Here is a 19,519-nt window from a genome sequence, read left to right as displayed (position 1 = left end):
ATCGCCATTTGGTGCGAAATCATTAAGTAAGCTATTGATGTTTAATGACTAATCAACTGCGTTAATCTTACTTAGTGTATGTTTGAAATAGCATATGGTTTCTTTTCTATGTATAATGGCTTCAATTTTTAAATCTAGTTTTTAACTGGCAGTGTAGTATGTTATATAGAAAAGATTTAGACGGACTTCGGGCTATAGCCGTTGTTTCTGTAATTTTATATCACTTCAAAATTTATATGTATAATATCCAGATATTCCAAGGTGGGTATTTAGGAGTGGATTTATTTTTCATTTTATCTGGCTATCTAATTACTAATATATTAAATAATGAAATATCTAATGGTAAATTTAACATACTAAATTTTTATAATAAAAGATTTAAGAGGATATTCCCTGCATTAGTTTTTATGATGGTATTCTTCTGTGTTATATCTTATCAATTATTGTTGCCGAATGATTTGGTTAATTTTGCTAAATCTTTTTTAAGCTCAATCTTATTCTTTTCTAACTATTATTTCTATGCGCAAGACCCTTATACGGCTGTATCAAATATGTATGAATTCTTAATTCATACTTGGAGTCTATCAACTGAATGGCAATTTTATCTTATATATCCATTTATATATGCATTAACGTATAAATTAGCAAGAAATCATATTTTCATCATCTTGTTTATTTTAACTTTGATATCATTCTCTATATCCCATTTTTTATCCGCATATAATGAAAGTTTCGCGTTCTATTCATTTCCAACTAGAGCATGGGAGTTGTTAATAGGTGGGTTGATTGCATTCGTGAATAGAGACTTTTTACTAAATAATAGTAATAATAGAAATATAATATACCAGTCATTATCACTGCTTGGTATTGTATTGATTATTTATAGTATTTTATTTATACCTGATTCTGCTAGGCACCCTTCATTTATAACTCTATTACCTATCTTTGGAGGTGCACTTTTTATCATATTCAACAAAGAAGGTGATCTAATCAATAGTCTGATTACATTGAGGTTTGTTTCATTTGTTGGGGTGATTTCCTATTCTCTATATTTATGGCACCAACCTGTCTTAGCTACAGTTAGGACTATCAAAGGAGATAACCTTAACATAGAACAATTACTATTGGTTTCTATATTGACACTGTTTTTTGCGGTAATCTCATACTACTTAATAGAAAATCCATTCAGAAAGAACTTAAAGAATAAGAAACTATTCTTATTCTTAATTTCACTATCAGGTGTTATTTTTTCAATGTATGTTGTCTATAAAGATGGTAAGTTACACCAAATGACTGGATATAATATAAGTCATATGTTCTATGATATTAATGGGAATAAACTTAATAAGATTGATGGTGTAGTTTGTCATGATAAAGATTTCAATCAAGCATGTGGCGTTTCTGATATTGATGCAGATAAAAAAAACATCGTTCTAGTTGGTGATAGTCATGCAGGTAGCTACGGCTTGTCTATTAAAGAAAAGTTTGGAGATGATTTTAATTTCGTCCAGTTAACTAGTGATGTGTGTTTAGGAATGGACACAATAAAAATGTATGACAATTCAGTACTACATATCTCATGTGAGACTAGGTCAAAGAGCTTTTCCAAATTTATAGAGATGGGAAATAATGTGGTTGTATTTTCAGCCAGACTTAACTGGTACTTGTCTGGTGTTCAATACACAAATGAATATGGCGATGTAGAACATAAATTGAATAACATACAAAAACCAAATGACGGTTCATCGGTATATGATTCGATTCTATCTAAGTTAAACTTATGGGCTAGAAACAATACACTTGTTCTTATATATCCAGAACCAGAGCTCGCAATAGATATTCCTAGAAAACTCAACCAAATAGTGCGAAGAGAATTTTCTATGAAATCTAAAATTGAAGCTTTGGAAAACTTTAATTTTACTATAAGTAGAGATCATTTTTTGAACCGTTCAAAGGATAGTTATAAGTTGTTGGATGCAGTTGAAGGGAAACGGGTGATACGTCTTTACCCTGAAAAGTCATTGTGCCGCGAAGATAAGTGTTATGCCTATGATCTCAATGCTTCTAGTCTTTACTATTTTGATGATGATCATTTATCAGTGCATGGTGCAGAAATGGTTATAGATAAGCTAAATTTATCGGATCTTTCTATTCTCGAGTAAAGGAGAGTGCACATAGTGAAATCTGTGGACACTTTTTTGTCAATCGATAAGACAATTTCAGATAAATAATTGACTTTTAAGTATTTAAAGATAAAAGAGTGAGATGGCCACATACCAAACCACAATTTAATCATCTCAAGCGAGCTTCCCTGTTACCCCCATTCCAAAAATTACCTTTCCCCATCAGAAAGCTAAATTCAAATATGACTTATAAACTCTATTGAGTATAATTATTGACTCATATAAAAACAGTGTTATCAATAAGCTTTCATCCACAAAAAAGAATCACAGCATAGTCAACAACGTCAATGAACGATCAAACCACTCAAATCTACAACCTAATGAGGTATGAATTTGCTCAAGTTGAAGGGGATTTTGCCTCCATACGCGAGTCAGATGTGAAATCTGTCATACCTTCTGGAATACGCTTTGCTGATTTTCTTGAGCAGCTACGCAGCGGCCATCAAGTCTTACTCACGGATACGCCATCCATCCCCTTATTGATTCGGGATCGGGATGAATGGGGTAATCAATACTGGCGAGTCAATCCCGAGGTTGAGCCTCAGCTCGACGGGCTGGCGTACAAGGCTTATACCGCCAGAGTAGCGCTGGTCAATCATGGCATTGGTGCAACGTATTCCGGCAGTGTGAATGCTTCTGTGTCTACCGAGCCTTATGTTGAACGTGAACCTGTGAAGCTGACTTTACAAGAGCGGCTAGTCAGGCAGCGTCAGGAGCGGTTACAAGAATTAGAGAACATACAACTGCCCCCGTCATCATGGCAAGACGCGTTTAACAAGCCACCGATCAAACCCTCACGTTTCGCTAAATCTGCCCTTGTGCCGAGGGGAACGTGTGATATCGGTACACAAAGAGAGCAACTCTCTTCTCTGGGTGAGTATGCTGCCTATATGCTGGCGATTGGTCAGGGGATTGGGACGGCCGCAACTGAAGACGCTTTTTTAACGCGTATTGGCGGTGCAGCACTGGCAGCGCTGCCGAATCTGACGATGAAAATTGTCGGTCGGGTGGGTATTCTGGCCGCATTTCTGCCCAGCCAGTTTGGTGACGGGACGCTGTACAATGAAAATGACCTGCTTGACAAAACCACGGTTGAAACCAATATCCGCTTAGGGTTCAATGCTGATAATCGGATTTACGGTTATCACGTCAATGGGGTGAATATTCCCAAGCGTGAAGTGACTCGGGTCGGTGATAAATTTGTCGTTGCGTTAGAGCCGGATGTCACCATTGAATGGGTGCCGATGAGTGGCGATTTTGGCGGCAAACCGATCCTGATTAATCCCATCCCAGAGATGGAAAAGTTCGATATCTGGATCCATCCGGAGGCTGAGCAAGGCCAAGAATTTGATAACACCTACATCACGCCAATCGCGGATGCGGATTTACAAGACTATATTCTGACCTTTCCGGCAGATACCGGACTACCACCATTGTATGTGGTATATAGTCATCAAGTCCGTCAACCGAATGGTCAGTTTGGTGCGAGTCAGTCCCCCAAACCGGAGCTGAACCGAACATCCCTGCGGGCTGAGACCAAAAGACAGATTGAAGCAGAGGCAGAAAAGTTAAATGGTCATTTCGTCGATGAAGATGGCAACGTAATTACAGATTGGCATTACGGACATCGATTTGGGGTTGAAAACCGACGGATACTCAGAGCCGCTGATGAGATGGGAATGACGCAGGAAGAGTTAAATGATTTTGTGAATTCACACCCTGACTATTTCCTGATTGAGGGTGCCAAGACCAACCTTAGTCATGCAAACGAAAAACCGGGCAGTGATGACCTAGAAAAAATTCTTGAAGATATGGACAAATTTTTAGAGAAGAGACAATTGAAATGAAATATACGGAAAGACCGGAATATAAGCTTTTTAAGGCCTTGAGGAATGGGCAAATACGACAAGCTGAAACATTGATTGAAGACGGTGCAGACATTCACAGAATATCAGAATCGGAAAAATGGAGTTACTTGCATAAAATCCTGATGTCAACGTCTACAGACCCAGAGGAAAGTCCTCCGATTGAGTCTGTCCAATACCTGATTGACCAAGGGCTGGATGTCAACGCAATTGATAGCTATGGCTATACGCCACTGATTTATGCCGTTCGTCAACGCAACGCTGAGGGGATGCGGCTCTTGTTGGAAAACGGTGCTGATCAATTGATTGAGCACAGAGGTATAGATAGCATAAACGCCCTTCGAATGGCATTTCGAGGAAAACCATTTGTATATGATGTTGTCAAACTATTGCTTGATTTTGGTGCTGATCCTGATGCTAAAACAGAAAAGGGAAAATCAGCCCGAGAGCTTGTTAACTTACTCGATGACATGGATCCTAAGATTATTGAATTAGTCAGTCATTACTAAATAGAACCCACTATCAATCAAGCAACATTTCCAGCCTCCGGCCCCCAAATTTTGACGCACAATCCGCTTAATCTTTCTCCCGGAATGGTTTTCTTGGTTGAGTGGTTGATTTGAATTGAGGGAAACATAGTGAAAGCGAAGCTAACTTGATTGGTGGAATTAGGAAAAATTTAAGCATGTTAGACCTTCTTTTTTTGCCCCTAAAAAATAACCAATAAAAACAGCAAGATACAGAAGGGCGATTTTAACAAGGTAAAAAAGGGTTTTTGTAGCTAACATCTTGCTAGTGCTTATTTTTTCGTGATATGTTCATTGTTCACTGCCGCATAGGCAGCTTAGAAAAGTAACCCCTGAATTGACGACGTAAGTTTGTGGTTCACTGCCGCATAGGCAGCTTAGAAATATTGAGGTGCTTTCCGCCTCAACCATTGGCTGTTCACTGCCGCATAGGCAGCTTAGAAAAGCCACTGTTTTGCGGCCACTTCGGTTAACCAGTTCACTGCCGCATAGGCAGCTTAGAAAATCACAGCATCACGCTTGAAGCCCCCGAAATTGTTCACTGCCGCATAGGCAGCTTAGAAAGGAGTGACACTCAGTTGAGGCTGATGCCACTCCGATTTATTTCAATCAGCCACTGGCTTACTCATCGAGCATGATTTCTTCTTTCCGTAGATTTATTTCATCAAAGGTAATCAGATTATTGAGGTACAAAAGCACCTCTCGCAGTTCATTTTGATCGATACTGGGGTGCGTATTGGTAATAAGACAATCAATCAGATAGCCGCGAGCAGTCAGGTGTAAATCGAGGTTGGTTTTTGACATGGAAAAGCCTCTTCGAGAGTATGGATTGCCCCCACCACGCAAAGGTTCCAATCTTTAGGTGGTGAGCTGAACAAGGTTGGAACAACCGCCTCGAAGTACGGCCAGCATACGCTGCCTTGTCAGCTCACCATAATTTGAGCGAATCAAGGCTACACATAAAAAAACACTGAGACAAGTTCAGCATATTATGTGCTATCGAGTTTTATCGGTGTTCCAATCCCGACACCGTTTTTTTCGGTGCCTGTGCAGCGTAAGTGGCATCAGGGATGTTGACGAGTGGTCGCAGTGTGAAACGCGAGTGGTGTTGTTAAATCTCATACTTTTCTAATACTTGGTTTGTCATTTTTTTGCGAGTGATTTCAAAGTATTGGAGGGGGTTTGTGGTCTCAGTGTCTGTTTTTTCCAGCCTTCGGCTCTCCAGATTTGACGCACAATCCGCTTAATCATTCTTCCTTGAATGGTTTTCTTGGTTGAGTGGTTGATTTGAATTCAGTGAAACATAGTGAAAAGCCAATTTGGTCACAGGACTCAGGGTGAAAAATCAGGACGATTTTTCAGGATTGCTTGAGCAGGATGCGAATCAATCCGACCCGGCCAGCGACCACGAACTAAAACGTTCTTTTGGGTACTTTTGGAACGCCAAAAGTATCTGGGGCGCGTGCATCAGATGTCGCAGAAATTAATAAACTGATTGCGCCTCAAACAACAGAGCCACAATATTCATCTCCCCCAGCTTCCGGCTCCAAATTTTGACGCACAATCTTGTTTTTCGATTTCAGAGGCATCGGTGTTCTGTGCGCCAGTTCATCTTTCAGAGATGAAAGACGAACCAGAAAATCTTGTTTTGTTTGGCTGAGTTGAGTGTTGTCCAGAACCCGCTTTTACGGGCGTCCTGCCCGGAAAAGCCTAATCATTCTTCCTTGAATGATTTTCTTGGTTGAGTGGCTGATTTAAGTTGAGTGAAACATTTTAAAAAGCCAACTTGATCGATGCTCTCAGGGTAAAATTCAGGGAAGAATTTTAAGCTTTTCGTGAGCAGGAGCGAATAAAAGCGCCCCGGGCAGCGTCCACAAACTAAAACGTTCTTTTGGGTACTTTTGGAACGCCAAAAGTATCTGGGGCGCGTGCATCAGATGCCGAAGAAATTAATAAACTCATTGCGCCTCAAACAACAGAGCCACAATATTCATCTCCCCAGCCTCCGGCACCAAATTTTGACGCACAGTTTGTCCCTCGATTTCAGAGGCATTGGCGTACAGTGCGCCAAAACAGACTAATATGAATATGAGTGCTTCATTTTCTGACAAAATTATACAGGCACAGTCTGGTTAAAAGACGTTGTTATGCCTTGGTGACCATGAATCAAAAATAGGTGAACAAAATGAAAAGGATTTTAATTGGTGCATTGATCATTGCGATACAGGGGTGTGCGAATGAACCGAAGAACACCGAACAAGTTCCACCGTCATCTTGTGTTGGTACTACGATTGTTGCAGGTGATTTGAGTAGCCGATTTAAATTGGTTCAAGACTCAGCGTTTCTTGCTCAGGCTATCGGTGAGCCCTTGAAGGGGAAGTTATGTCAGGGGGCGGTTTATGAAAGCACAGATGAAGTTACAGTTTATCGCGCATGGAATAGTACCAACCCTCATAGTGAGTTTGGTCAGTGGTGGTCATTTCAATTCCCGTCAGGCAATACAGCGAAATATAGAGAAAACTATGAAATTTGTTACCAATGGTCACCGCTCGATAAGCTGGTGAAATGTACATTGAAGGTCGGAACGAAAGTTGTTGTCGGTAATGGTCAAAGCGCCCGATGCTCAGAATATCTCAGTTATCCAGTTTCGGAGAAGCAGCAAGTTTTTATCACCAATGCATCTGATGCGGTAGAGAACTGTGAGAGCTACGATAGTGTGATGAGTTGGAAATAGGCTTACACAATTCTCGTTGTTCTCTACGTTTATTGTTTCGGTTTCAGGCTTCGAAATATGACGCACAATTCGTTCCTCGATTTCAGAAACCTTCTCATTCTGCGCGACAGTGACTCTTGCCAAGTTGCAAGAGTCACCTGAAATTTTTTTGTTTGGCTTGGTCATGCATTGGCCAGAACCAGCTTTTACGGGCATTTATGCCCTGAAAAGCCTAACCATTCTCCCGGAATGGTTTGCTTGATTTAGCGACTGATTTGAGTTGAGTAAAATATAGTAAAAGCCAATTTGATTGATGGGCTCAGGGGGAAAGATCAGGGAAGATTTTTCAGGATTGTATGAATAGGATGTGAATCATCCCACCCCTGAACGCGTGCGCTGAAGCCCAAAAATTAACCTCTATCCCCAAACCACTCCAAGGCCGCATCCAGAGCCGGTGGATGAAGCACATCATGTAATGCGCTGCATTTGTCAGTTGCGGCCGCATGGGGATCCCGATAGACAATCCCGAGAGTCAAACATTGTATCTGAAGGATCGGTGGCAGCAGGTTCAGTTGCATCATCACTTGCTTAAGCGTGATGGGTGAACACTCTGGCTGTGGATGATTCAGGCACTCTGACACGATCTGATACATCGGATTTCGGGACTGTCTGGCCTCGGTACTATCAACGAACGCTTTGCCCCATTGTAGTCGGGTACCGTAAAGGTAGCAGCGGACCGAATGCATGATCAGCCAGTAGATTTCACGTTCAGCGTCAGGCGCGGGCCAGCGGTGGTGACAGAGGCCAGCAAAGAGTGCTACAGCAAATTTATGCTGCGCATCAGGATCCGACTGAACCAATGCTCGCATGATCGCATCATTGATGCGATTGAAAATATGCGCCTCATCAGCGGGAGAGGAAATGCGCTGAGACGTGCGGGATGTTGTGCGTGTGGTCTTGTGCGGGTGTCTGCCTGTGGCAAACTTCTGTTGTTTGAGCCAACGTTCATTCAGGCGGCCGCCACTAAGCCAATCGACATGGTTGAGCGGATTAATCGGCCAGCGTTGAGGCGATTGCTGAGTATGTTGTACCTGTGGATTCAATGCCTGATGAGCCTGTCGCGAGAGCGTGCCTGAATCGGTTGTTTGCTGCGCCTGCATGGCATGGTTGATTGGCACCGTTGGCGCTGAATCAGTTGCTGTGGTCGCTGAGTATCCCAACAGCTTCGGATTGGCGCTGAGATAAGCGAGTTGGTAGGCCAGTTGTTGGGCGAGTGCGGGTTCAGCTTTTGCCATTAATGCGGCACTCAAGGCCGCATAATACAGTCGTTCTGCTTTCATACCATCTCCAGAACTTATTCTGTCTGCGGCGCCTTCAGCGCTTTGACGGAACTATTGTATTGTGGCAGTGCTTCGACAAATCGATTGATGACTTGTTCGGCAACTGCGGATTCGACGGGTGATTCACCGATATATGTATCGACTTCAGTGCGAATATGTCCACCGCTCAGGGCATCTTTTTCTTGCTGAATGACAATGGCATGAATGGACTGACAAAAAGCAAAAGCGTCGGTTTTACAATAAATTCGATGCTGACTACTGGTATTGCCGCCATTCTGGTAACGCGGGGCAGCGTAAGAGACCATATAAGGTTGAGTCGTGGGATCATTCCCGATCAACTCTTCGCAGGAAAAGAGTACAAAGTCGGTTGAGCGGTATTGTTCCATCATATGGTTACAGATGGGTAAATCGGCTTCAATGGCTAAATTGTAGTCACAAAAGAAAATATCAACACCGGGAATTAAGTTGCGAATCATCATATCAAAAGCGCTTTGGACACCATCGGGTAAACCATCTTGCTCTGGCAACTGCTCGTAATTTACCGATTTGACGGAATAGGCTTTTTTCCAGCGTGCCAGCATACCGTTACCAGTATTGTTATCGCGGTTTTTATAGGCAACTTTGTAGCCGTTGTCGAATAAATCTTCAACATCCGGCTGATCAGTGAGGAAAGCAAAGTGACGGCCATCGGCGGCTTCACATAAGCGAAATAGCAATTGTCTCATTCTCTTTCTCCAAGTTGAGTCATGACAGGGTGATCCTAAAGATTTTGATGTTGAGAAACTTGGCTGAATGAATGTGTAATGGCTGTTTTCTGATGAAGTTGTGTGTCTCGGTGTTGATGCGGTTTGGGCTGTTGCCTGCAATGCTGCCGGATTGGCAACGGCTGATGCCCGCAACACATGGCGGATACCGGTCAGGTGGCGGAGATGCGGTGTTGGCCATGAGCACTCGGCCGGTGGCTGGTGCACCTTATCGTCATGATTTTCTGCATTGTCTGACGGTGGTGCCGGAGAGTTATCGGCTTCTCTCGCGCGCTCTGTCGGCTGAGGGATTGTGGGGGCGGTATTCACCGGTAACTGGGATGTCGGGGGAGATGAGTGAGGTGCTTCCGTAGGGGAATGCGTCACAAATGTGCCTGTTGGCATCGAATCCAAATAGTGAGGTAAATGCTGTAAAAAATCCTGATAGGGATTACATTGTTCGGGAAACGAGGCAATCATACTTGCCTCTGCCTCTGCCTCTGCCTCTGCCTCTGCCTCTGCCTCTGCCTCTGCCTTGGCAGGATTCTCTGTAACAAGCACCGTATCCGGCTCGATTGGTTGTGCCATGGTTTCCGTCGCTTGCTGCGACTGCGAGCCCGTGTTCTGAGTGGTGACTATCTTTGAGGTTGAACGCGGTTTCTCCATCCGGTTTGCGGTACGGCGGACGATGTGGTAACCGGACGGAACCCAAATAATGCGTGTGATTCGAACGCGTCTCATCGTTTTTCCTCCTGTACCTGTGCTGTCTGTCCGTACCGGTGATGATGATTTGTAATGGTCGGTGCCGGGTTATTTCAACTGGCTGGTAATGGCCTGAAATACCTGATTCACTATTTTTTGGATCTCGGCTTTGGCGATGATCTTGAGGGTTTCCATCTCTGCGGCCAGAAGGGCTTTTTCCCGCTCGATTTCGATTTGAAACTCTTCTTGCGTCAGGTCTCCGTTTTGCAATGCGGCTTGTAGTGCCTCAAATTCTCCCTGTTTCTGATTCAGACTTGTTTTGAGCGCATTTTCGAGGGTCGATTTTAAAGGGGACTGGCCGAATTGCGCTGTAATCTGTTCGATGGTGGTCTCTATAGAAAAGGGCATAGCGACTCCTTAATGTGTGATAAGTGAGGGTTTGTGACAAATGACGGTTAGTGATAAATAATGGTTAGTGATGAATAAACGTTATTGATGCGTGAGCCTCAGGGATGCGCCGCTTTTTTCGCTAATTCACCCTGTGCGATGGTGTTGATCAACTGCTGATACTGCGCGCGGTGACGTTTGAGCAGAAAATCAGAGAGGTGACCGCTCTTCTGGTGTTGCTGCATGTCCTGTTGCCAGAGTTTTGCCAGAATTTGCGCTTGTTTGTAGGTTTCTTCATTCATTTTTCGCCACTCCTGACGCCGGACGAATCCGCGAATCGTGACATCAATATCCAAATATTGAGGCTGAAATTGCTGATATTGACGCTGTGTTACCGGTAAAACCGACATCTGGAGGTACAGTCGGTCGATTTGGTTATTGATTTGCTGAAGTTGATTCAAGGTTTGTGGATCAAATTCAGCAACGAGTTGAACGGCGCATCCCGATAGCAAGAGGATCAGCGTGAAAAGCCAACGTGAAGGTATTTTGAACATAGGATCTTTCCTGATAAACGATGTGGTTTGATTATGTTATTTCTGCGCCAAAATACCCAGTGAGATAGGGGAATATGTCCGTTATTTCACCGATATTCTGTGGGGAGGAAACGCTAAAATGAATCGTAGGTTGTGTTGAGGAGTATCCGATGACCAATACGAACAAGCTTTTGAAACAGGTAGAAAAAGCGTTCAAGCCGAAGCCACCGAAACAGCAGCAGAAACTGAATCCGAAGCAGTTGGCACAGATGGCGAAGGTCAAGTCGTCCATTCATTTGTTCCGGTTGAAACTGGGAACCCTTGATCGGGTGAAGGATGAGTCGGATAAATTGATTCAGACGTTGATCAAAACCTTTGTTCAACAGATCCCGAAACAGATTGAACAGGCGACATCCGGACTCGAAAAGCCTGCGGACGGGCATCATTCAACGCAGCATGAGTTATCACCAGATCCCGTTGACGATCAAGCTGTAGAGCAACGTGATAAAGGTTCCCGAGAGCCCGATGATACTGATCATTCTGACCGCTGACTCCGGATAGTAGTTTTGCAAATTGGGAAACAGAAAAGAGATATAACAAATCGCGGGAATGCCCAGATAAAAGCTGGCGAGATCCGATGAGACTGGGAGAGGATAGAACTGAGCCAGAGTGATGGCATACAACAGATAGTAAGCCGTAAAACGCCATTGTGAGAGATCAAATGATTTCCAGCGGAAAGGGACAATTATCAGTGGTAAAAATACCCAGATCATGGTCAAGACGCCCTAAAGGAAAATAGGTGAGTTTGAATCAGGGATTGAATTGAACTCACATTTATGCAAAAGAGTGCTTATATAGTAGCACAGTTTTATCATGGTCAGGATGAGATTTCAGCCGATATTGCAATTGTGCGATTGATCATTGGCGATGTATGAAGATGTATAAAAATGAGCCTTGCGGGTGCAAGGCTCATGCTGTTTTCAGCGGACTACCCGGTGACTAAATCCAAATCGGCTTGTTTGGTCTGGGTCGTTGGGGTGATGGTTGCTTGGCGATTGAATAATCGCTCCACCAGCCAGTCGGCAGCCAGAGCGCAAGCTTCTGCATTGGCATTATGTGCATTGTGTTCTGAACCTTTGAAGAAGACCTGTTGTTTATCGGTGGTGGTTGCCTCTTCATAAATGCGCTTGACGTTCGACGACGGAATTAAAAAGTCCGGACGGTTGTGGATGATCAACAGCGGACAATCAACTTTAGTGGACAGTGTATTCATGGCGAAACGATCAACAAATGGATAGATATCTTCGATTGCCACATTGCCACGATAGGCAAATACAGCTTCAAATTGAGGATGTTCTTTGATGCAGCTTGACAGCTCATAGCCGCCACCCATCGAGATAATCGCTTTGACCTTATCCCGATGCGCCGCTGCGGTTCTGGCAACTAATAATCCGCCCATGCATAAACCATATAAAGCAATATCGTTGCCGACATCAGCGCGATTGAGCAAGTAATCAATCATCACCTCATGGGCTTGTTCTGATTCGGGTTCAACACCGATGTTATAGTGGTAGAAGGTTTCTCCTTGCCCCGGACCGTCAATATTTAAGACCGCGATACCCCGTTCGAGAAAATGGGTAATCACGTAATGGACTTCTTCTTTAAAGCCGGTGATGCCACCGGTCGCAATCACGACAGGGACATCATCGCTACAATTCGATGGCTTCATCAGCCAGCCGACCAATTGTCCGTTTTTGTAGGGAATTTCGGTTCTTTCTGCGCTAAAGCGGCTATCGAGCGCCAGTGCCCGGGAAAAAATTTCCAACTCTTTTTGATATAACGCTGCTTTCTCTTCATCAAATTCTAAGAGACCATAATGGGCAATCCGGTATAAAGCCGCTGCTTTATATGAGAATCGGCAGGCGCTAAGCTGATGTCCGGCGGCGAGTTTTTCACAGGCAACTTCATCGAGGTGCGTTGCCAGTGAGCAGCAGGTTTCGAGGTAGTCTTTACCTTTGCGAGCAACTTGGTAATCAATTTTTTTGTAGTCAGAAAAATCAATCCCCCGGGCGTTTAATCGGGCTGGCGTTTGTCCTTTTGGGAATGGGCGTAGTTGAGTCATTTTGTTTCTCCTAAGCTGCAATGGCAACGGTGAGTAATTCATGCAATGCATTGGCTATCACATTGACATTTTCTTTGTCCAGAATGGTGTAATGAGTTCCGGGAACCTCGAATTCTTTGATCGTGGATTGTGCAAAACACTGCCATTGCACAATTTCGGTGCCTTCAACCAACGAGATGTTCAGCACATCCAGTATCTCTTGGGGTTGGAATACCGCTGCTTTGAAGAAGATTAAATCTGCTTTCAGTTTCTCGGATGGCATGTGTGTTCTTAAGGTACTGTGATTGCTGCGCCATAGTTCGTAGTACAACTTGAACTCTTCGGTACTGAATCCCCAAGGTACCCAGCCTTTTTGTTTGAGGTAGTCGACTACTTCTTCAAGGGTGTTACTTTGCATATCATTGAGCGGTTCTTTGGTGTTAAAGAACATGCCGCAGATAACGGGGAATGACTCCAGGAACTGCTGTTCGCTGAAGACGGTATTCGAGTAGTATGCTTGCGGTGGGTGACTGTCAAACATGATCACTTGCTCGATGGTTCTGCCCGTTTGTTCGAACTGAAGCGCCATTTCCAGTGCAGCATTGCCCCCGAATGAGTGACCGGCGAGGATCAGATTACCGGTGGGATAGAGCGCGGTGATTTTCTCATTATAGTGACGGGCTAAATCACACATGGACATGATGTCATTGCCTTCATCACGGAAGGGATACTGAATCCCATAAACGGGGTGGCCTTCTGGCAGGCTACGCGCGACTTCTTTATAGCCCATGACGGTGCCGCCTGCCGGGTGAATCAGGAATACCGGAGCAAGATCGCCTTGGTCATTGAAACAGACAATGTGCTCATCAAAAGTAGAATGTTCATTGCCATGTTTGAGATGATAAATCACTTCAGAAATCTTGTTTAAGGTATTGTTTTCAATGAAAGTTTTATTTGACAGTGAGATGCCATAGAAATCTTCCAGCTCGATATTCATCTGGAGTGCGGTAAATGAGTCACCGCATAACTCATAGATGTCGGTGGTTTCTGCTGAAGGGATCGTTTCGCCTAAGTCATCGAGCCAGAGATGCCGGATTTTTTCTTGAATACTTTCCAATGTGATGGCTGAGTCGTCAGAAGCTGGCTGTTCCGCCTCCGGTTGGGTGGTGAGCGCGTTGCTGGGATAAGTCGGCTCAATTTCAAAGACGGTTTGATTAAATGCATAACCCGGCAGTGAGACTTTCCGAACGGGCTGAACCGCGTAGAATTTTTCCCAATGGATGGTCAGGCCCTGTTGCCATAACCAGCAAAGTATATTGAATATATCGTCGTTGCTCAGATAGGAAATTTCGCAGTCGGTCTCCGCCACTTTCTTGATGTCTGCGCTGTAGGCATGGATCATCACTTTATCGATCAGTTCATTGGTATAAATCATTTCAACTTCTAGTGGTTCGACGACCATTTGTTCGCATAATTCTGCAAGGAAACGGTGTTTTTCAGGCAGTTCCGCAAAGTTTAAATAGTTAGCATTATTGATGAAGGTTTCTGATAAGGTCAGATCCTGAGTTTGGTAGATTTTAATCCGACAGATTCCGGTGGGCTGATATACCGTATTTTCGGTGAGCGCTGCGAGTTGATGATGTAACTCGTCAACATTCGCGGCTTGAACCCACTGACGATATGGGAAGTGGTGTCTTCCGGTTGCCAGTGTATAGGCAATACCTGCCAAATCTTGATCGGTGTAGTGCTGAACCGCGGTAGCGACTTGCTGACTATTGCGAATCAAATCTTGTGCTGTCCGGCCGGACAGTAAGATGTATTGTGGTTTCGATGGTGTGTGTTGTGAGGTGGGCTGATAGATATCGCCAGACTCAACAATCATATGGGCATTGGTGCCACCCAGACCGAAAGAGCTGACGGCTGCATAGCGTATATCGGTGTCATGATCATACCAGTCGGCCAGTTGGGTGTTGACTTCCAAGGGACTGTTGTCGAGTTCAAGTAGTGGATTGGGTTGATTAAAGTGAATCTGGGGCAGCAAGGTATGATGTTTCATCATCAGTGCAACTTTGATCAATCCGCTGATGCCTGAAGCGCTATCGGTATGGCCGATATTGGCTTTGACTGAGCCGAGTTTGACTTTCTGACCTTGATGGCCGCTATAAACCTCTTTGAGGGCATTGACTTCAATCGGATCGCCCAGTTTGGTGCCGGTGCCATGGGTTTCTACATAACTGATCTGACTGGCATCGATACAGGATAACTGTAACGTATCTTCGATGACACGAGTTTGTCCGGAAATGCTGGGGGAGGTGAAGCCCATTTTATCCTGACCATCATTATTGATTGCGGATCCTTTGATCACACAGTAGATCTGGTCGCGGTCACGCTGTGCGTCTTCGAGTAATTTCAGCACGACAATGCCACAGCCATCACTGACGACAGTGCCGCAGGCATCTTGGTCAAACGGGCGGCAGTGACCATCAGGCGATAAGATACCGCCATCCTGATATTTATAGCCTGCTTTGACGGGGAAGCGAATGGTCACGCCGCCTGCCATAGCAATATCGCACTCACCGTTAAGCAGACTCTGACAGGCCATATGAACGGCAACCAGAGAGGTTGAGCATCCGGTCTGAATTGTCATCGCCGGACCACGAAGGTTCAGGGCGTGAGAGACTCGCGTGCAGAGAAAGTCTTTTTCATTACCGAGGATAACGGGGTATTGATTGATTTCATGGCGATAATCTGAATTAAAAATATGGTGGGACAGATACGTATTTGAACTACTGCCACCATACAGGGCGATATCCCCCTGATAGGTAAATGGATCACACCCGGCATCTTCCAATGCGTGCCATGCGGTTTGTAAAAAGATCCGCTGTTGTGGGTCAGTGAGTAGCGCGTCCCGGTTCGAGATATTAAAAAACTTATTATCAAATCCGGTTGCGTCATTGATGATGCCAGCTCGTTTGACGTAGTTTGCGTCCTGAGTGTACCACGGGTCACTTGCTTGTAACTCTTCATCGGTGAATGTGGTTAAGCACTCTTTGCCGTGTTTAAGGTTATCAAAAAAGTCTTGAATATTATCAGCTTGTGGGTATTTTCCTGCAATTCCGATGATTGCTACCTCTATGCCATTTTTTTTCATTTTATGCACCATTTAATTGGGGTTGACGTTGTCTTCTGTTTTTTAATTGATTGATTCTTTTCTGCGCTCTTGCCGTTTTTTTCGGTCCGGTCTCTGTGTTGGGCGCTATTGTGGTTTTATCGGATAAAAATCGGGCTAAGCTACGGATGTTCCTGTATTTAAATAAATCGGTAACCAATAGCTGATTGGGGTAGTGTTGATTCAGTTGTTGATACACTTTTAAGATAGAGCTTGAGTTTCCTCCCATGGTGAAGAAGTCACTTTCCAGATCAATTTCGTCGAGGCCGAGAATTTGCTGCCAAATCGACAAGATGGTGACTTCTGTTGCTGACTCTGCGACCTGATTTCGGACTGTCGGCAATAATTGGGTTGAAATGTCATGCAACCGTTTCATATCGACTTTGTGGTTGACGGTCAGTGGAATTTCATCGGTGAGATAGAATTGTTGCGGAATCATATACTCCGGTAGGTCGGCTGCGATCTCTTGAATAATCTCTTCGTAACCAATCGGAGCGTTCACCAATAAGTAAGCGATGAGAATCGTGTCACTATCGGTTTTTTGGGTCGTGACAAATGCGTGAGATACGGCCGCAATGCGAGATAGTTTGGCCTGAATATCACCCAGCTCAATCCTGAATCCGCGTATTTTAACCTGATGGTCGATGCGACCCAGATAGTCAATTTCTTGCTCACTGATACAGCGCGCCAGATCACCGGAGCGATACAAACGTCGCGTTTCACCTCCCAGTGATTTTTCGATGAATTTTTCTGCCGTGAGTTCAGGGCGGTTGAAATATCCTTTGGCTAACCCTTCACCGGCGACATACATTTCTCCCGGCCAGCCAATCGGTAATGGGTGACCAAATGTATCCATGACCACGACGCCTAAGTCATTCAGAGGCATTCCGATCAGGCTCCCCCGGTCGTCAAGACAGTCTTGTTGCGTTAGCTTGCGATAGGTAACGTGAACTGTGGTTTCGGTGATGCCGTACATATTGATCAGGCTGATGCGTTCACCGTAGGTGGTGTACCAAGGTAATAAGCTCGCCAGATTGAGGGCTTCCCCACCAAATACGACCACTCGGAGTCGATTCAGTGGGAGTTGATTGCAAATACAACTTTCACTGAAGCGGGCAAAGGCGGTTGGTGTCTGATTGAGGACAGTCACTTGTTCTTGCTCGACCAATTGCGCGAACTCTTCAGGGCTGCGTGAGATCAGATAAGGCACAATCACGAGACGGCCACCGTAGAGCAGAGCACCGAAGATCTCCCAAACCGAGAAATCAAAAGCAAATGAGTGGTATAGCGTCCAGACATCTGCTTCAGAAAAATGGAAGCTATCGTCGCTGGTGGTAAACAGGCGGACAACATTGCGGTGGCAAATCTGAACACCTTTGGGCTTACCGGTCGAACCCGAGGTATAAATGATATAGGCCAGATCTTCACTGTCCGGCAGATATGATGTCAGCGATCCGGTTGAAGTCTCTTGTGCCAATGCATTGAGGTCAGGCACGATCACGCGTTCCAGCAGTGGTTCAAATCTTGCGGTGAGACTCTCTTCAACCAAGCCGTTTACCGCTTGAATATCGGATAAAATATCACCCACGCGGCTGTCGGGGTAAGCGGGGTTGATCGGCACATAACAGGCGCCGCATTTCAACACGGCAAGGATTGCGACAATCATCTCGGTACCGGGGTTGAAGCACAGCGGGATTTTGTCACCGCGCTTAACGCCATAGCGAATCAGTTGATGTGCCAAGTTGTCGGCCAGATTGAATAATGACTGATAGGTGAGTTGCGTATCGTTGTCGCGAATTGCCAGATGCTCGGGATATTTGGCTGCGGTTTCATTCAGCCAGTCAACCAGTGTTCGTTTGGTGGTACTCGGTGGCGTTGTTAAAGGGCGCTGAGCTTTGTTCGTGATGAAAGCAAATTCCGAGAGTGCGCATTCCGGCTGTTGCAGACAGATGTCAGCAAAATGGACAAAGTTAGCCAAAATACCTTCAGCGGTTGCAGGACTGATCACGTTATCTTTATGGAGAAGAAAAACATCAAATCCGTCCGTGGTTTCTTCCACCACCATCAGTAAGTCAAACTGACAATCGATCTGATCGATGTTGAAAGGCTCAAGTGTTGTCTGATTGATCGTGATGGATTGCCCTAGGGAGCCATACAACAAAGAGGATAGGCTGCCCTGATAGGGTTGGGAAAGTGTTTGATAGTTGAAGCACACATTAAACAGCGGGTTGGCCCCCGATGAGCGTTCCGGTGTACAGGCTTCGACGATACGTTTCAAGGGGAGACGACTGTGACGGAGTGCGTCGAGTATCACCGCATTGCCAGTTGAGAGCATGTCGCTGACGGTTTGATCCGGTGAAAAATGGTATGGGATAGGCAGAACATTGACAGCATAACCTAAACCGAGCGCCGGGAAGCTTTTTCGCTGACTGACAGATAAGCCCATACAGAATTCGTTTTGCCCGCTCAGCCGGTATAACGTCATCGCAAATATCTGACTCAGTAACCGTGCCGGGCTGATACTGGTGTGCTCACAGTCGTGTTTGATATTAGAATATAGCGATCCTTGAATCTGGGTTTTACAAATACTGCCATTGAAGTCATTGTGAGGCGGCGTATTCGGTAATAGCTCAAGCGCAGTCTTCTTCTGCTTTAATTGCTCCACCCAGAAATGAATATCATCATGGTATTCATCACTATTGATATATTCACACTGTAATTCACTCAGCGCTGTTGAAGGGAATGAATGTTTAACATCATGTTCAAATAACTGTTTAATGATAGTTTCAATAAGATGAAAGTCAGAAATAATATGATGCAATCTAATTATAATGAGGTTTTTGTCGTTAATTTGATTGATGTGAAATTTGATTAAACAGTAATCTGTTTTTAAATCAAATCTTTCTAATAATACATTGTTAATGAATTCATCTTCATTTTTTTCTTCATGTAATTTAATAACTTCATCAATATTAAAATGTGGCGTTTTATATTTTAATAATTCAGATTCGCTGGGTCTGAAATGACTTCTTAATTCAGGGTTCTGATTGATGATATCCATGAATTTTTGACATAAACCTGTTGTATCTGTTTGTTTTTCTAGTTTAAACGCGATCCTGATTTCATTCTCCCGACTGGTTGAATGAAACCCATCGACAAACCACATGGCTTCTTGAGCACATGAAACGACATAGCCTTCGGTACTAATCATACTGACGAATTCCTGTAAATCTAATTGTTTTATATTTTCAATTGT

At 44.4% G+C, this 19,519-nt stretch carries 13 protein-coding genes and 1 CRISPR repeat array; of the genes, 5 read left to right on the top strand and 8 right to left on the bottom strand.

Going from position 1 to position 19,519, the window contains the following annotated elements; all coding sequences use genetic code 11:
• Positions 1–158: 158 nt before the first annotated feature.
• The 3 genes from OCU60_RS14620 (at position 159) to OCU60_RS14610 (ending at position 4,557) form a co-directional block, all read left to right on the top strand.
• Positions 159–2,162, top strand: a complete 2,004-nt coding sequence (locus OCU60_RS14620) for an acyltransferase family protein (protein ID WP_074371925.1) — start codon at positions 159–161, stop codon at positions 2,160–2,162.
• A gap of 308 nt (positions 2,163–2,470) precedes the next feature.
• The gene (locus OCU60_RS14615; protein WP_083602575.1) at positions 2,471–4,030 is read left to right on the top strand and encodes an S-type pyocin domain-containing protein; all 1,560 of its coding nucleotides are present in this window, start codon (positions 2,471–2,473) and stop codon (positions 4,028–4,030) included.
• Positions 4,027–4,557, top strand: coding sequence for an ankyrin repeat domain-containing protein (locus tag OCU60_RS14610; protein WP_074371923.1), 531 nt, complete (start codon positions 4,027–4,029; stop codon positions 4,555–4,557). The genes OCU60_RS14615 and OCU60_RS14610 overlap by 4 nt, the downstream gene beginning before the upstream one ends.
• 314 nt (positions 4,558–4,871) lie before the next feature.
• Positions 4,872–5,139: a CRISPR direct-repeat array (repeat unit 28 nt; unit sequence GTTCACTGCCGCATAGGCAGCTTAGAAA).
• A 57-nt stretch (positions 5,140–5,196) separates the two neighbouring features.
• Here the strand turns inward: OCU60_RS14610 and OCU60_RS14605 are convergent.
• Positions 5,197–5,379 (bottom strand): hypothetical protein, encoded by a 183-nt coding sequence (locus OCU60_RS14605; RefSeq protein ID WP_074371922.1) that lies wholly within the window; start codon positions 5,377–5,379, stop codon positions 5,197–5,199.
• 1,381 nt (positions 5,380–6,760) lie between these two features.
• Between OCU60_RS14605 and OCU60_RS14600 the strand changes: the two genes are divergently transcribed.
• A complete protein-coding gene (locus tag OCU60_RS14600) occupies positions 6,761–7,309 on the top strand; it encodes a hypothetical protein (RefSeq protein ID WP_074371921.1) in 549 nt (182 codons plus the stop codon).
• Positions 7,310–7,698: 389 nt separating this feature from the next.
• Here the strand turns inward: OCU60_RS14600 and OCU60_RS14595 are convergent, their stop codons facing one another.
• The 4 genes from OCU60_RS14595 to OCU60_RS14580 form a co-directional block, all read right to left on the bottom strand.
• A complete protein-coding gene (locus tag OCU60_RS14595) occupies positions 7,699–8,628 on the bottom strand; it encodes a hypothetical protein (protein ID WP_074371920.1) in 930 nt (309 codons plus the stop codon).
• A gap of 14 nt (positions 8,629–8,642) precedes the next feature.
• Positions 8,643–10,112: a hypothetical protein gene (locus tag OCU60_RS14590; RefSeq protein WP_235862147.1), complete on the bottom strand. Its 1,470-nt coding sequence runs from the start codon at positions 10,110–10,112 to the stop codon at positions 8,643–8,645.
• 69 nt (positions 10,113–10,181) lie between these two features.
• The gene (locus OCU60_RS14585) at positions 10,182–10,481 is read right to left on the bottom strand and encodes a hypothetical protein (RefSeq protein WP_074371919.1); all 300 of its coding nucleotides are present in this window, start codon (positions 10,479–10,481) and stop codon (positions 10,182–10,184) included.
• Between the two features lie 98 nt (positions 10,482–10,579).
• On the bottom strand, positions 10,580–11,014 hold the full coding sequence (locus OCU60_RS14580) for a hypothetical protein (protein WP_095533266.1): 435 nt from the start codon (positions 11,012–11,014) through the stop codon (positions 10,580–10,582).
• A 149-nt stretch (positions 11,015–11,163) separates the two neighbouring features.
• Between OCU60_RS14580 and OCU60_RS14575 the strand changes: the two genes are divergently transcribed.
• The gene (locus OCU60_RS14575; RefSeq protein WP_074371918.1) at positions 11,164–11,544 is read left to right on the top strand and encodes a hypothetical protein; all 381 of its coding nucleotides are present in this window, start codon (positions 11,164–11,166) and stop codon (positions 11,542–11,544) included.
• A 437-nt stretch (positions 11,545–11,981) separates the two neighbouring features.
• Here the strand turns inward: OCU60_RS14575 and OCU60_RS14570 are convergent, their stop codons facing one another.
• The 3 genes from OCU60_RS14570 to OCU60_RS14560 are packed head-to-tail and all read right to left on the bottom strand — an operon-like array spanning position 11,982 to position 19,474.
• Complete coding sequence (locus OCU60_RS14570; RefSeq protein WP_074371917.1) at positions 11,982–13,115, bottom strand: alpha/beta hydrolase family protein; 1,134 nt, start codon at positions 13,113–13,115, stop codon at positions 11,982–11,984.
• 10 nt (positions 13,116–13,125) lie between these two features.
• Positions 13,126–16,245, bottom strand: coding sequence for a beta-ketoacyl synthase N-terminal-like domain-containing protein (locus tag OCU60_RS14565; RefSeq protein ID WP_074371916.1), 3,120 nt, complete (start codon positions 16,243–16,245; stop codon positions 13,126–13,128).
• Between the two features lies 1 nt (position 16,246).
• Complete coding sequence (locus OCU60_RS14560; protein WP_074371915.1) at positions 16,247–19,474, bottom strand: non-ribosomal peptide synthetase; 3,228 nt, start codon at positions 19,472–19,474, stop codon at positions 16,247–16,249.
• Between the last annotated feature and the right edge of the window lie 45 nt (positions 19,475–19,519).

This window comes from Vibrio spartinae, assembly GCF_024347135.1.
Taxonomy (GTDB): Bacteria; Pseudomonadota; Gammaproteobacteria; order Enterobacterales; family Vibrionaceae; genus Vibrio; species Vibrio spartinae.
This window is presented reverse-complemented; position numbering and strand designations above follow the sequence as displayed.

What these genes read in the sequence shown, in the direction of transcription:
- OCU60_RS14570 (WP_074371917.1), bottom strand. Translation starts at nt 13,115, where the DNA reads ATGACTCAACTACGCCCATTCCCAAAAGGACAAACGCCAGCCCGATTA.
- OCU60_RS14605 (WP_074371922.1), bottom strand. Translation starts at nt 5,379, where the DNA reads ATGTCAAAAACCAACCTCGATTTACACCTGACTGCTCGCGGCTATCTG.
- OCU60_RS14600 (WP_074371921.1), top strand. Translation starts at nt 6,761, where the DNA reads ATGAAAAGGATTTTAATTGGTGCATTGATCATTGCGATACAGGGGTGT.
- OCU60_RS14590 (WP_235862147.1), bottom strand. Translation starts at nt 10,112, where the DNA reads ATGAGACGCGTTCGAATCACACGCATTATTTGGGTTCCGTCCGGTTAC.
- OCU60_RS14575 (WP_074371918.1), top strand. Translation starts at nt 11,164, where the DNA reads ATGACCAATACGAACAAGCTTTTGAAACAGGTAGAAAAAGCGTTCAAG.
- OCU60_RS14580 (WP_095533266.1), bottom strand. Translation starts at nt 11,014, where the DNA reads ATGTTCAAAATACCTTCACGTTGGCTTTTCACGCTGATCCTCTTGCTA.
- OCU60_RS14610 (WP_074371923.1), top strand. Translation starts at nt 4,027, where the DNA reads ATGAAATATACGGAAAGACCGGAATATAAGCTTTTTAAGGCCTTGAGG.
- OCU60_RS14615 (WP_083602575.1), top strand. Translation starts at nt 2,471, where the DNA reads ATGAACGATCAAACCACTCAAATCTACAACCTAATGAGGTATGAATTT.
- OCU60_RS14595 (WP_074371920.1), bottom strand. Translation starts at nt 8,628, where the DNA reads ATGAAAGCAGAACGACTGTATTATGCGGCCTTGAGTGCCGCATTAATG.
- OCU60_RS14620 (WP_074371925.1), top strand. Translation starts at nt 159, where the DNA reads ATGTTATATAGAAAAGATTTAGACGGACTTCGGGCTATAGCCGTTGTT.
- OCU60_RS14585 (WP_074371919.1), bottom strand. Translation starts at nt 10,481, where the DNA reads ATGCCCTTTTCTATAGAGACCACCATCGAACAGATTACAGCGCAATTC.
- OCU60_RS14560 (WP_074371915.1), bottom strand. Translation starts at nt 19,474, where the DNA reads ATGATTAGTACCGAAGGCTATGTCGTTTCATGTGCTCAAGAAGCCATG.
- OCU60_RS14565 (WP_074371916.1), bottom strand. Translation starts at nt 16,245, where the DNA reads ATGAAAAAAAATGGCATAGAGGTAGCAATCATCGGAATTGCAGGAAAA.